Genomic DNA, 13569 nt, shown 5'->3' on the forward strand with positions numbered 1-13569 from the left:
GCGGAGACGCCGTTATCCGGAGACGACGGGCCCGCTCGGGGAAACCGGGGAAACCGGGGAAACCGCCGCCGGAGCCGTCACCGGCCCGGCGGGCTCGGACACCGGGCCGCGGAAGTCGGCGGAGACGGCCTTCAGCGCCTCGACCGCGGCGCGGATGGCCGGGCGGCGGGCGGCGTCGTTCCGCCAGAGCGCGTAGATCCTGCGCGTCGGGCGCGACCGGATCGGGACGACCCGTGCCCCCGGCGGGACGAAGTCGCGGCCCAGCCGGGGGATGATGGCGCATCCCTGCTCCGCCGCGACGAGGGCCATCTGGGTCGGGTACTCGTCCGCCATGCAGGTGATCTCCGGCTCCAGCTCGGCCGAGCGCAGCGTGTAGACCAGCCAGTCGTGGCAGATCGTGCCGGGTGAGGAGCTGATCCACCCCTCCCCGGACAGTTCGGCGAGCCCGATCTCGGGACGATCCGCCAGCGGGTGGGACGCGGGCAGGATCACGTCGGCGATGTCGTCGAAGAGCGTGGCCCGGGACAGCCCCTCGGGGATCGCCATCGGGCGGTTCATCCAGTCCTGGATCACCGCGAGGTCGAGCTCTCCCCTGGCCACCTCGCGGACCTGCCGCTCCGGCTCGCGCTCCATGAGCTGGAGGCGCAGGTCGGGGTGGCGGGTGCGCAGCAGGGCGAGCGCGGCGGGCATCAGGCCCCGGGCCGCGGTGGGGAAGGCGCCGATGCCCAGCCGCCCCACGACCGCGCCGCGCAGCGCCTCGAAGTCGGCCTCCGCCGTCTCGACCAGCGCGAGGATGCGCTCGGCGTGGTCGGCGAGCAGCCCGGCCGCGTCGGTCAGCCGCACCCCGCGCCCGTTGCGCTCCAGCAGGACCGCGCCCGTCTCCCGCTCCAGCTTGGCCAGCTGCTGGGAGACCGCGGAGGGGGTCACCATGAGCGCCTCGGCCGCGGCGCCCACGGAGCCGTAGACGGAGACCGCGTGCAGGGCCTTGAGCCGGTTGAGATCCAACATGTAAGCAATCCTAAACGCGACCGGCAAGAAAGTCTCACTTGTGCTGAAATATCGCCTAAAACGACGATTGCAGAATGCGGACCCGGCACCTCCTCCTCGCCATCGGCCTCACCGCCCTCTGGGGCTTCAACTTCGTGGTCATGGAAGTGGGGCTCCGGTCCTTTCCGCCCCTGTTCTACGTGGCGCTGCGCTTCCTGCTGGCCGCCTTCCCCGCCGTACTGCTCGTCGGCGGCCCCGGGGTGCCCTGGCGGAAGGTGCTCGTGGCCGGGGCCACGCTCGGCATCGGCCAGTACGCCCTGCTGCTGACGGGCATGCGGGCGGGCATGCCCGCGGGCCTGACCTCGCTCGTCGTCCAGGTCCAGGCGATCTTCACCGCCGTCCTGGCGGTCGTCCTGCTGGGGGAGCGGCTCACCCGGCGGCGGATCACCGGCATGGCGGTCGCGTTCGCCGGTCTGGCACTGATCGCCGCCGACCTCGGCACCGGCGGCCCCATCGGCGCGTTCCTGCTCGTCGTCGGCGCGGCGTTCTTCTGGAGCGCGGGCAACATCGCGGTCAGGAACGCCGCGCCACCCGACTCGTTCCGCTTCATGGTCTGGATCTGCGGGGTCGCGGCCATCCCCATGACGGCCCTGGCCCTGCTGGTCGAGGGGGTTCCCCACCTGGAGTTCTCGGTGGAGGGCGGCCTTTCCGTGCTCTACGTGTCGATGATCGCCACCCTCGGCGGCTTCGGCGTCTGGGGCTTCCTGCTCAAGCGCTACGACGCCTCGGTGGTCGCCCCGTCGGCCCTGCTCGTCCCGGTCTTCGGCATGACCTCGGCCGCCCTGTTCACCGGCGAGTCGCTCTCCCCCGTCAAACTCACCGCCGCCGCCCTGATCATCTCCGGCGTCCTCTACGCCGGCACCCGCGCCCGTCCTTTTTCTTCTTCGGCGTCTACTCCTTCGGTCCTCTCCGAAACGGGAGAGAATGAAAGGAAGGCGACGGAGATGATGTGAATGAACACACCGAGTGACGGAGACGATGTTACGGTGACCGACGTGAGCGCCGCACTCGACTACTGGCCCTCCCCACCCCCATGGGGATGGACCGCCGACGACCTCGACAATCTCCCGGCGGAGGGACCGAACGGCGAGCCCGACTTCTTCAAGCACGTCGAACTCATCGATGGAGCTCTCGTCTTCATGTCCCCCCAGAAACGCTTCCACCAGCGCATGATCCGTCGTCTCACCGAGGCGCTGGACAGTCAGGCCCCGGAACATCTGTCAGCGGTTGACCAGATGGACGTCAAGCTCGGCCACCGGATGCGTCCCTGCCCCGACGTCGTGGTCGTCGACGCGAAGGCCGCCGACGACGACGAGCGGACGTTCTACACCCCGAACGAGGTGCACCTCGCCGTCGAGGTGGTCTCTCCCGAGTCCGAGGATCGCGACCGCAAGACCAAGCCGTCCCGCTACGCCGAGGCGGGCATCACGCACTTCTGGCGGGTGGAGAACAACGGCGGCTCCCCCGTGGTCTATGTCTACGAACTCGACCCCGCCACCCACGCGTACGCTCTCACCGGCATCCACCACGACCGATTGACCGTCCCGGTGCCCTTCCCGATCACCGTCGATCTCGGCGACCTCCCCAGATAGGTGCCCGGATCAGTCCCGGCCGTCGAACCCGCCGCCCGGTTCCCCCCGAACAGGCCCCCGCTACACGGAAGCCTGAGCGGCGGCCTTGGCGGCGGCGGGAAGGGCCTCGGCGATGCGGAAGAGGGCCTCGTCGTCGTGGGCGGAGGACAGGAACCACGCCTCGTACGCCGACGGCGGCAGGTAGATCCCCTGGTCGAGCATCGCGTGGAAGAACGCCCGGTAGGCGGCGGTGTCCTGCTTCTGGGCGGTGGCGAAGTCGGTGACCCGCTCGTCGGTGAAGAAGATGGAGAACAGGCTCCCGGCGCGCTGCAGGCGGTGCGGCACCCCGGCCGCGGCCAGGGCGTCGGCGGCGGCGCGGCCGATGACCAGCGCCGCGGCGTCGACCCGGTCGTAGACCCCCTCGTCGCAGGCGCGCAGGGTGGCCAGACCGGCCGCGCAGGCCAGCGGGTTTCCCGACAGGGTGCCCGCCTGGTAGACCGGCCCCTCCGGCGCGAGGTGGGCCATCACGTCCGCGCGCCCGCCGAACGCGGCGGCGGGCAGGCCGCCGCCCATGACCTTGCCGAAGGTCATGAGGTCGGCGTCGACCGGGTCGAGCCCGTACCAGCCGGACTCCGACACCCGGAAACCGGTGAGCACCTCGTCGACGACGAGCAGCGCGCCGTGCGCGGTGCACAGCTCGCGCAGCGTGGCGTTGAACCCCTCGAGCGGCGGGACGACACCCATGTTGGCCGGGCACGCCTCGGTGATCACACACGCGATGTCGGAGCCGAACGTCCGGAAAGCCTCCGTGACCGCCTCGACCGAGTTGTACGGCAGCACCACGGTGTCGGCGGCGGAGGCGCCGGTCACCCCGGGGGTGTCGGGCAGGCCGAAGGTCACCACGCCGGAACCGGCCGAGGCGAGGAGGGCGTCGACGTGGCCGTGGTAGCAGCCCGCGAACTTCACGATCTTGGACCGGCCGGTGAAGCCCCGGGCCAGCCGCACGGCGGACATGGTGGCCTCGGTACCGGAGCTGACCAGGCGAACCTTCTCCACCGGCCCGACCCGGGCGACGATCTCCTCGGCGAGCTCGACCTCGCCGGGTGTCGCCGTACCGAACGAGGTGCCGTCGCGCAGCGCCTCCCGCAAGGCCTCGATCACGGCGGGGTGCCGGTGGCCGAGGATCATCGGCCCCCACGAGCAGACCAGGTCGACGTAACGGTTGCCGTCGACGTCGGTGATGTAGGGGCCCTGCCCCGAGGTCATGAAGCGCGGCGTCCCGCCGACGGCGCCGAAGGCTCGGACCGGGGAGTTGACGCCCCCCGGGACGATCTCGCGTGCGCGGGCGAACAGGGCCTCGGAGTTCTCAGTACGGCTCACGCCCCCAGCGTAGCCACCGGAGGGCGGACCTCCGCCGCCGCAGGCATTCCCGTCGTACGGCCCGGAGAGCCTCAGAACGGCTCGGGGACGACGACGGGGACGACGGCGGCTACTCGCACGTGTCGGCGAGCCAGTCGAGGACGCGGAGCGGGTCGGGCAGCGGGCGTCCGTCGGGCGGGCGCAGCCACGAGCCGGACCCGCCGGTCGGCAGGAGCGAGGGCGGGGCGAGGACGTAGCTGTCGCGGCAGTGCCAGCGCAGGCCGGGCATCTCCTCGATGGTGGACGGGCCGAAGTCGAGGGCGCAGGTCCACCACTCGTCCTCGTCGTCGGAGGCGTTCCTGGTGGCCACATAGAACAGGGCCCGGTCACCGTTGACGGCGACCGGGCCCGAGGTTGCTCCGGCGGAGTCCATGTTCGCGAGGGTGGTGCGCCCCGCGGCGAGCGGTACGTCGAAGACGTCGAACACCCGCCCCGTGGGGAGGATCACGTTCGCCTCCGGCTCGTACCGCCACCAGGTGGTGAGCAGGGCCGGGTCGGTGGTGGCCTGCATCTGCCAGGCCCGCGAGAGCGGGTGGGCCCCCGGGTCGGGACAGCCGACGCGGTCGCAGGAGCAGGAGCGCGAACCGCCTTTCAGCGGCCTCGCGCCGGGACAGCTCGCCCAGCCCAGGGCGGCGTACTCCAGCACAGAGTTGATCATCTGCTTCGGATGGCCATGCCGTCTACTTCGACGAACCATCGGTACCCCGACCATCGTGTCCTCCGTCGTCCGCGCACCCCGCGTGCCACCCGGATGCGATCGACCTGTCCACACTCTGGTCAGTGGGAACGCCAAATACCCAGGGTTTACGCCACCTGGGACACATCCGCACCGGTTATCGCACTCTAACGCACACGCTTCTCCATCAAGCGACGAACCTCCAGTTCTCGGCACGTGCCGCCGGTCTCATCTCAGCTTCGCGGCCACCTCGGTGGCCCAGTAGGTGAGGATCATGTCGGCCCCGGCCCTGCGGATCGCGACCAGCGACTCCATGATCACCCGGTCCCTGTCGACCCAGCCGTTCGCCGCCGCGGCCTCGACCATGGCGTACTCACCGCTGACCTGGTACGCCGCCACCGGCACGTCCACGGTGTCGCGCACCTGGCGCAGGATGTCGAGGTAGGCCAGCGCGGGCTTGACCATCACGATGTCGGCGCCCTCGTCGAGGTCCAGCCGCACCTCGCGCAGCGCCTCGCCGACCTGCCCCGCCGCGTCCTGCTGGTAGGCGCTGCGGTCGCCGAACCGCGGAGCGCACTCGGCCGCCTCGCGGAACGGGCCGTAGAACGCCGAGGCGTACTTGACCGAGTACGCCATGATCGGAATCTGCTCGAAGCCGTCGCCGTCCAGGGCCGCCCTGATCGCCGCGACCTGGCCGTCCATCATGCCGCTCGGCGCGATGACCTGGGAACCGGCCCGCGCCTGGGCCACCGCCGAGGCCGCGTAGCGCTCCAGGGTGGCGTCGTTGTCGACCTCCCCGTCCGGGGTGAGGATGCCGCAGTGCCCGTGGTCGGTGAACTCGTCCAGACAGGTGTCGGTCATCACGACCAGCGCGTCGCCCACGTCGGCGACCAGGTCGGCGACGGCGCGCTGGACGATCCCCTCCGGGTCGTCGGCCGCCGACCCTCGGCCGTCCTTCACCTCGGGGATGCCGAACAGGATCAGCCCGCCGATCCCCGCCTCGGCGGCCTCGTGGGCGGCCTTGCGCAGCGAGTCGCGGGTGTGCTGGAACACCCCGGGCATCGAGCCGATCGGATTCGGCTCGGTGATGCCCTCCTTCACGAACATCGGCAGCACGAGCTCCGCCGGGTGCAGCCGGGTCCCGGCCACCATCCGGCGCGTCGGTGCCGTACGGCGGAGCCTGCGCGGGCGGGCGACAGGGAATTGGGCCGTCATTGGTGTCTCCCCCTCTCCCCGGCCGGTAGGGGACTGCGGGCCGGAGGAGCTCGGTTGTGTGTTCCTGGCTCGCCGCTCGGCGCGACGTGGTGCCCGACCGGCGCGCACGGCGCCGACCGTGGTGCCGATCGACGCGACGCCGACCGTGGTGCCCAACCGGCGCGACGCGACGCCCGATCGTGGTGCCGACCGCGACACCGGTACCGGGATACCGACATCGGTACCGGGATACCGGCCGCGACGCCGGTCACGGCCCGCGGCGCTCGTCCGGGGCCGTCGAACGCGGCCCGCCCGCCCGTCGTGCGCGGGCGGCGGCCACTTCCAAGGTTACTTCGCGCGGCTTACTTCGCGCGGCGCCGCGCTCCCCGCCGGGTCTGCGAGGGCCTGCGGGGGGTGTCCCCCGCCACGACCGCGGCCTGCCGCTGCCTGGCACCATACTCCGCCAGCGCCGCCGCGAGGGCGGAAGCCGAGGGCTTGTCGGCCATGACGTCGACGCGGAGCCCGAACTCCTCGGCGGTCTTGGCGGTCTGCGGGCCGATCACGGCGATGACCGTGACGTTGTGCGGCTTGCCCGCGATGCCCACGAGGTTGCGGACGGTGCTCGACGAGGTGAACAGCACCGCGTCGAACCCGCCGCCCTTGATGGCCTCGCGGGTCGGGGCGGGCGGCGGCGCGGCGCGGACGGTCCGGTAGGCGGTCACGTCGTCGCACTCCCAGCCGAGCTCGGTCAGCCCGGCCACGAGCGTCTCGGTCGCGATGTCGGCGCGCGGCAGCAGCACCCGGTTGATCGGGTCGAGCATCGAGTCGTACGGGGGCCACTCGGCCAGCAGGCCCTCCGACGACTGCTCGCCGGACGGCGTCAGGTCGGGCTTGACGCCGAAACTCACCAGCGCCCGCGCGGTGCTGTCGCCCACGGCCGCGACCTTGAGCCCGGCGAACGCACGGGCGTCCAGGCCGTACTCCTCGAACTTCTCACGCACGGCCTTGACCGCGTTCGCGCTGGTGAAGGCCACCCACTCGTAGCGTCCGGTGACCAGGCCCTTGATCGCGCGGTCCATCTGCTGCGGGGTGCGCGGCGGCTCGACGGAGATCGTGGGGACCTCCTCGGGCACCGCGCCGTAGGAGCGCAGCTGCTCGACCAGGCTGGCCGACTGCTCCTTGGTCCTGGGCACGAGCACCCGCCAGCCGAACAGCGGCTTGGTCTCGAACCACGACAGCCGGTCGCGCATGCCGACGGCCTCGCCGACAACGATCAGCGCGGGCTCGGCCATCCCCGCGTGCTTGAGGTCGGGCGCGAGCCGGCCCAGCGTGGTCACCACGGTGTGCTGCTCGGTCGTGGTGCCCGCGCCGCTGACCGCCACGGGCGTCGAGTCGGGGCGGCCCGCCGCGACCAGCGCCTTGCCGATCGGGACGGCCTCGGCGACGCCGTTGTAGATCACCAGGGTGCCCGCCCCGGTGGCGTACGCCGACCAGTCGTCGATCTGGGTCGCGTCCACCACCCGGAACTCGGGCACCGAGACCGCGGCGGGGATCCCCGCGTAGGTGAGCACCGCCGTCGCAGGCGGCACGCCGGGCACGATCTCGAAGTCCACCTCCGCCTTGGCGCAGACCGCGACCTCCTCGGTGATCGAGGAGAAGAACATCGGGTCGCCCGCGCACAGCCGTACGACGCCGCTGCCGCCCTTGGCGGCCTTGACGACCTTCAGCGAGACGGCGCCGTCCTCGGCCGCCTCGACGATCTCGACGTCCTCGCGGCAGTGGCGCAACAGCGGGCCGTACGCCTCCCGGTCGAGAATGACGACGTCCGCCCTGGAGAGCAGGTCGGCGCCGCGCAGCGTGAGCAGACCCTCGTCACCGGGACCGGCGCCGACGAAGGCGACGAACCCGGACGGGCGCTCGAAGGTGGTACTTCCGGAGCTCAATGTGCTCGCTCCCCTATCAACGTGCCGGCCCCTTCCGCGATCATCTCGGCCGCGAGGTCGCGACCGAGATCCATGGGCGCGGAAGAGCTTCCGGCGGTGGACTTGCGCACCGCGCGCCCGCCGTCGACGGCGACGACGGCGGCGGTAAGGATCAGGTCGTGCCCGCTCTCGACCGAGTACGCGCCCACCGGGGCGGCGCACCCCGCCTCCAGGGCGTTGAGCACCGCGCGCTCGGCGGTGACCGCGGCGCGGGTGCGCGCGTCGTCGAGCACGCTCAGCAGCTCGACCAGGTCGGCCCGGTCGGAGCGGCACTCCACGGCCAGCGCGCCCTGCCCGGGGGCGGGCAGCATCTCCTCGACCTCGAAGATCTCGGAGATCTCGGCACCTCGGCCCAGCCGGCCGAGTCCGGCGGCGGCGAGCACGACGCCCTGCAGCTCGCCGGAGGTCACCTTGCCGATGCGGGTGTCGGCGTTGCCGCGGATGGGCACGTATTCAAGATCAGGACGAATCATCCGGAGCTGGGCGATCCGGCGCGGGGAGCCCGTGCCGATCGTCGCGCCGGGCGGCAGGTCGGCCAGCTTGGCGACGCTCACCAGGGCGTCCCTGGGGTCGTCGCGCGGCGGGATCGCCGCGATGACCACGCGCGGGTCGGGCGTGGTGGGCAGGTCCTTCAGCGAGTGCACCGCGAAGTCGATCGCGCCCTCGATCAGCTTGTCGCGCAGCGCGCTGACGAAGACCCCGGTGCCGCCGAGCTGCGTGAGGTCGGCCTTGGTCACGTCGCCGAAGGTGGTGACACCGACCAGCTCGACGGGCGTGCCGGTGAGCTCGGTGAGGCGAGCGGCGACCAGACCCGACTGTGTCGTCGCCATGACGCTCCGCCTCGTCCCCAGCCGGAGCGGAGGGGAAACGCTGCTCACAGGCCTGCCTCCTTCTTGCTCGGCTCGGTGTTCTTACCCGGCTCCGCGTCGATCGTCTCGATGCGCCTCACCGCTTCGGGCACCTTCGGGTCAAGATTGAACAGCTCGCGCAGCGCTTCCGCGTAATGATCGCCCGCCGGGGACTCCGCCAGCCGCTTGACACGCACGGTGGGCTCGTGGAGCAGTTTGTCGACCACGCGCCTGACGGTCTGGGTGACCTCGTCCCTGACGCGTCCCTCAAGGTCGGGGACCCGTGCGACGAGCCGTCCGAGCTCCGCCTCGACCACCTGGGCCGCCTTGCTCCGCAGCGCCACCACGGTCGGCGTGACGCGCGCGGCGCGCTCGGCCGACAGGTAGGCGGTGACCTCCTCGGCGACGATGTCGCGCACGGCGATGACCGCCTCCGCGCGACCGCCGTCGTCGGTGCCGGCGTCGGCCTCGCTCTGCTGCATGGACTCCAGGTCGACCAGCGTCACCCCGGGCAGCCGCCGTACGGCGGGGTCGATGTCGTGCGGCAGGGCCAGGTCCAGCAGGAACGTCTCGCGGGGGGTCACCATGTCGGCCGTGATGACCACGTCGGTGGCGCCGGTGCAGGAGATGACCAGGTCGGCCCCCGCCAGCTCGGCCGCCAGGTCGCCGAATCCGGCGGCCCTGCCGCCGACCGTCTGCGCCAGCCGCACCGCGCGGTCGTGGGTCCGGTTGACCACCACGATGTCGGTGACGCCCGCCCGCTGCAGCGTCGCGGCCGACAGGGCGCTCATCGAGCCCGCGCCGACCACCAGGGCCCGCTTCCCCTGGAGGGGGCCGAGGACGCGCTCGGCGAGGGTGAGCCCCACGCCGACGAGGGAGGCGCCCGCCCGGTCGATGCCGGTCTCGGTGTGGGAGCGCTTGCCCACCCGCAGTGACTGCTGGACGAGCTCGTTGAGCGTCGGGCCGAGTGTGCCCTCCTTCTGGGCGAGCCTGAGCGCCGCCCGCACCTGGCCGAGGATCTGTCCCTCTCCCACGACCATCGAGTCGAGGCCGGAGCCGACCGAGAACAGGTGCTCGACGGCGCGGTCCTCGTAGTGCACGTAGAGGTGGGAGGCCAGCTGCTCCATGGGAACGCCGGAGTGGGTGCTGAGCAGCCGGGAGAGCGAGGTCACCGCGGCGTGGAACCGGTCGACCTCGGCGTAGACCTCGACCCTGTTGCACGTTGAGACGATCATGGTCTCGGCGACGTGGACGTCCTGCTGGACGTCCTGGAGCAGCTTCACCAGCGACTCCCCGGAGACGGAGACCCGTTCCAGCAGGGCCACCGGTGCCGTCCGGTGGCTCAGGCCGACGACGAGAACGCTCATCGGCCCTCCCCCGCCTTCCGGTCGCTCCGGGAGACACCGTGTCCGTCGGCTCGTGCGCCGTTCCTCTTCACAGGTCCACCGCCTCGGGCCACTCCTCGGCCATCGCGGGCCCCCCAGTCATCCGATCCGCCTTGCGTTGCTCGTGGAACGCCAAAATCTGGAGTTCAATCGATAGGTCGACTTTACGGATATCCACGCCTTCTGGCACAGAAAGGACGACGGGAGCGAAGTTCAGAATGCTGGTGACCCCTGCGGCGACGACCCGGTCGGCCACCTGCTGGGCCGCCACGGCCGGTGTCGCGAGCACCACGATCGACACTCCCCGCCGTCGTATCACGGCTTCCAGCTCGTCGATGTGCTCCACATTCAATCCCGCGATGTGGTCGCCCACCACTTCGGGGTCCGCGTCGAGCAGCGCCGCGACCCTGAACCCTCGGGAGACGAACCCGCCGTAGTTGGCGAGCGCACGCCCGAGGTTACCCACTCCGACGATGGCGACGGCCCAGTCCTGGGTGAGGCCCAGCTCACGGGAGATCTGGTAGATGAGATATTCGACGTCGTAACCGACCCCGCGGGTCCCGTACGACCCCAGGTGGGAGAGATCCTTGCGAAGCTTGGCCGAGTTGACGCCCGCCGCGACGGCGAGGTCCTCCGAGCTCACGGTCGCCAGGCCACGCTCGGCCATGCCGTTCAGCGCTCGCAGATAGAGCGGCAGCCGGGCGACGGTCGCCTCGGGGATGCCGCGTTCGCGGGCTTGGGACAGACGGCGGATCACGTGCCGGAACTCCAGGGGGACAGGCGACCGGCGCGGCCCGGACGCGACGGATGACGAGGTGAAACCACTGTCATTCAGGTTAGTCCTTTTGTGAACCGATGCACAAAGTGAGTGTTCACAATCTTGGTCGCGTCCCCCTCCGGTCCGCCGTCCGCCCCCTCACCAGGCCCTGGACCTGCGCCTCCGCCGGGCTTTTCCGGCCGCCGGAACGGATCTTCGCCCCGTCGGCGAGGACCGGCGCGGCGTCGTGATTCGGCTACCGTGGCGGTCATGTCACCGCGAGACCATCGCATCACCCTGCTCGGCAAACCCGGTTGCCACCTGTGCGACGACGCGCGGGCGGTGATCGAGCGGGTCGCCACGGAACTCGGCGTCCCGTGGGAGGAACGCGACATCACGGCCTCCGAGGAGGACCAGGCCCGCTACTGGGAGATGATCCCGGTCACCCTCGTCGACGGGGTGCAGCACGACTTCTGGCGCGTCGACGAGAGCCGCCTCCGCGCCGCCCTCGACGCCTGAGGGTCTCGACGTCCAAGGGTCTCGAACGCCTGAGGGTCTCGAACGTCTGAGGGCGAGGAGCGCGCACCCTAGGCCGTTCCCGCGCGTTCCCCGCGCGTCCTCCACGGTGTTCCCGGAGACTTCCGGCGACGCTCGCGGACCATGGCGGGTAGCCGGTCGGCCGTCACCACGGGGACGTGATCGTCTCCGGCGCGCGGACGGCCACCCGCCGGGCCGCCCGCGCCGCGCTCACGACCTGAAGGCCGTCGGGAGCGGCATCACCTTCGCGGCGTTCACGGTGAGCTCGATCACGTTGGTGGCGAGCACCATCACCTGGCGCTCGGTGACGAAACGCTGCGTGTGGGGCTGGCGCTGATGGTCGGTGTAGGCGACCTCGTCACGGTAGAGCTCGTAGACGATGCGCTGGAGAGGCGCCGACTTCACCGAGTGGCAGGTGTAGACGAGCGTGTCCGGCTCGGAGCGGCGCACCGCCTCGACGGTCTCCTCGGCGAGCCGGTCGAACCTCTCGCCGGTGCCGTCGATCAGGGTGAAGACGGTGAGCAGGCCGAAGATGCTCGGTGAGGGACGGTTCGAGCCGCCCGGCAGGTCACCGGCACCGCCCGGCATTCCCGGCCCGCCCGGATACCGGCCACCGGCCGAGGGGGCGGCGCCGAACGCCTGGTCGTAGCCCGGGGAGCCCCCCCGGTCATAGCCCCGGGAGCCTCCGCGCCCCTGCCCGGAGCCCGGGGAGGGCGCACCGCCGAAGGCCTGGTCCGCGGGCATGGGCTGGAGACTGCCCGGCCTGCCGTGGCCGGGCACGCCCGGCATGCCGAACTCACCGGTGCCGGGCCCCACGGGCCTGCCGACCCCACCTGGCCCGCCGAACTCCCCGGCGCCTCCCGGCCTGCCGAACTCTCCCGCGCCTCCCGGCCGGCCGAACTCGCCGGTGCCCGGCCCCGGCTGCCTGCCGGGCCCCGGGGCGCCGTGCCTGCCGAACTCGTGAGCCGGGATGTTGTACTCGCCGGTCGCGGGGCCCGCGGTCGGCATGCCGAACTGGCCGGTGACCGGTGGTGGCGGCTGCCTGCCGGGATCACCGCCGCGCCTGCCGGGGTCACCGCCGGACGGCTGGTCGGCGGACGGCATTCCGTACTCACCCGCCATGAACATCCCCGTGGCGGGGCCGCCGAACCTGTCGTCGCCCGGGGAGGGTTGCTGCCGCATGCGCGCAGCGTAGTCGACGTCCTGCTCGCCCGCCCGGTACTCGGCCACGAGATCACCGAGGCCGGAGCGGCGGGGTGCCTCCTCGGCCAGGGCGCGGGCGGGGGGATTCTCCGGGGTCACGCGGCGGCCGGCGACCTGCACGTCGCGGGGCTGGTACTCGGGGCGGCGGAGCCTCGGGGGGTTGTTCTCCCAGTCGTCGTCCGCGTCGTCCGCGTCCTCGTCGTCCTCGTAGGGCGCGAGCGGGCGGAGCATGGCGTACCAGACCGCGGCGGCGGTGACGAAGAGCAGGAGCGCGGTGAACATCCCGGGCACCGCGAAGCTGACGGCTCCGACGAGGGCGAGCCCGGTGGGGCCGAGCACCAGGAGCGCGTGCATGTTGTCGGCGTCGTAGTCGTCACCGCCGCGCCAGCGGGCGACCGCGAGCAGCAGCCCGCCCAGCAGCACGAGCGCGACGATCACGTGGACGGCCAGGAGCAGGTAGCTCGGGGGCAGGCCCCAGTGCCGGCTGCCCAGCGGGAGGACCTTGGCGAAGTCCTTCTCCAGCAGAACCGGGTCGACCGCCAGGATCACCGTGGAGATGACGGTGAGGGCGATCCCCAGAAGCCAGGAGGAGAACCTGGCCGTGCCCTTGCGAGCCAGCAACTGAATGACCCCGACGGCGAGCCACAGGGGCGCCAGCATGGATCCGGTCAGTTGGTAAATACGGAATGTGCCCGCCCCAAACCCGATCAAGTACCCGGTGGCGATTACTCCGAGTGAGACGGAGAGAGACGCCGTCGTGATGCTCCAGGCGATCAGCCAACCCTTGGGCTCACCGCGGAGGCGACTGACGAGAGCAACGGTGGCGATGGCTGCGAGCAACGCACCGGCGAAGGCGATGACAGCGACGAGGACTTCCATGGTGTCTCCAATGCTGCCGGACATTACCCCCTAACCGGTAGCCGAACCCTAGGTTGGCTCCCGGAGCCGGT

The 13569-nt window shown here is 71.6% G+C and carries 12 protein-coding genes; 3 read left to right on the forward strand and 9 right to left on the reverse strand.

The annotated features are described in order from the left end of the window. Positions 1-12: 12 nt before the first annotated feature. Positions 13-1008, reverse strand: a complete 996-nt coding sequence (locus tag ABD817_RS02685) for a LysR family transcriptional regulator (RefSeq protein WP_344914582.1) — start codon at positions 1006-1008, stop codon at positions 13-15. Positions 1009-1082: 74 nt separating this feature from the next. On the opposite strand from ABD817_RS02685, the gene ABD817_RS02690 reads away from it, so the two are divergent. Next, positions 1083-2000: an EamA family transporter gene (locus ABD817_RS02690; RefSeq protein ID WP_344914584.1), complete on the forward strand. Its 918-nt coding sequence runs from the start codon at positions 1083-1085 to the stop codon at positions 1998-2000. Positions 2001-2042: 42 nt separating this feature from the next. Then, positions 2043-2639, forward strand: coding sequence for a Uma2 family endonuclease (locus ABD817_RS02695; protein WP_344914586.1), 597 nt, complete (start codon positions 2043-2045; stop codon positions 2637-2639). A 60-nt stretch (positions 2640-2699) separates the two neighbouring features. Here the strand turns inward: ABD817_RS02695 and hemL are convergent, their stop codons facing one another. The 7 genes from hemL to ABD817_RS02730 all read right to left on the reverse strand — a co-directional run bounded on the left by hemL (position 2700) and on the right by ABD817_RS02730 (position 10879). Further along, a complete protein-coding gene (gene hemL, locus ABD817_RS02700) occupies positions 2700-3998 on the reverse strand; it encodes a glutamate-1-semialdehyde 2,1-aminomutase (protein ID WP_344914588.1) in 1299 nt (432 codons plus the stop codon). Between the two features lie 109 nt (positions 3999-4107). Then, positions 4108-4749: a bifunctional DNA primase/polymerase gene (locus ABD817_RS02705; protein ID WP_344914590.1), complete on the reverse strand. Its 642-nt coding sequence runs from the start codon at positions 4747-4749 to the stop codon at positions 4108-4110. Between the two features lie 192 nt (positions 4750-4941). Next, the gene (gene hemB, locus ABD817_RS02710; protein WP_344914591.1) at positions 4942-5928 is read right to left on the reverse strand and encodes a porphobilinogen synthase; all 987 of its coding nucleotides are present in this window, start codon (positions 5926-5928) and stop codon (positions 4942-4944) included. 341 nt (positions 5929-6269) lie between these two features. Next, positions 6270-7850 (reverse strand): bifunctional uroporphyrinogen-III C-methyltransferase/uroporphyrinogen-III synthase, encoded by a 1581-nt coding sequence (locus ABD817_RS02715; protein WP_344914593.1) that lies wholly within the window; start codon positions 7848-7850, stop codon positions 6270-6272. Beyond that, complete coding sequence (gene hemC / locus ABD817_RS02720) at positions 7847-8767, reverse strand: hydroxymethylbilane synthase (protein ID WP_344914595.1); 921 nt, start codon at positions 8765-8767, stop codon at positions 7847-7849. The genes ABD817_RS02715 and hemC overlap by 4 nt, the downstream gene beginning before the upstream one ends. Beyond that, positions 8764-10104, reverse strand: coding sequence for a glutamyl-tRNA reductase (locus ABD817_RS02725; protein WP_344914597.1), 1341 nt, complete (start codon positions 10102-10104; stop codon positions 8764-8766). Before ABD817_RS02725 ends, hemC begins: the two co-directional genes overlap by 4 nt. Positions 10105-10171: 67 nt before the next feature. Beyond that, positions 10172-10879, reverse strand: coding sequence for a redox-sensing transcriptional repressor Rex (locus tag ABD817_RS02730; protein ID WP_344914599.1), 708 nt, complete (start codon positions 10877-10879; stop codon positions 10172-10174). A gap of 270 nt (positions 10880-11149) precedes the next feature. Between ABD817_RS02730 and ABD817_RS02735 the strand changes: the two genes are divergently transcribed. Next, positions 11150-11398, forward strand: coding sequence for a glutaredoxin family protein (locus tag ABD817_RS02735; RefSeq protein WP_344914601.1), 249 nt, complete (start codon positions 11150-11152; stop codon positions 11396-11398). A 228-nt stretch (positions 11399-11626) separates the two neighbouring features. On the opposite strand, the gene ABD817_RS02740 is transcribed toward ABD817_RS02735, so the two are convergent. Next, positions 11627-13279, reverse strand: coding sequence for a putative quinol monooxygenase (locus tag ABD817_RS02740; protein WP_344914603.1), 1653 nt, complete (start codon positions 13277-13279; stop codon positions 11627-11629). Between the last annotated feature and the right edge of the window lie 290 nt (positions 13280-13569).

It is taken from the genome of Streptosporangium oxazolinicum (assembly GCF_039537505.1).
Lineage (GTDB): Bacteria > Actinomycetota > Actinomycetes > Streptosporangiales > Streptosporangiaceae > Streptosporangium > Streptosporangium oxazolinicum.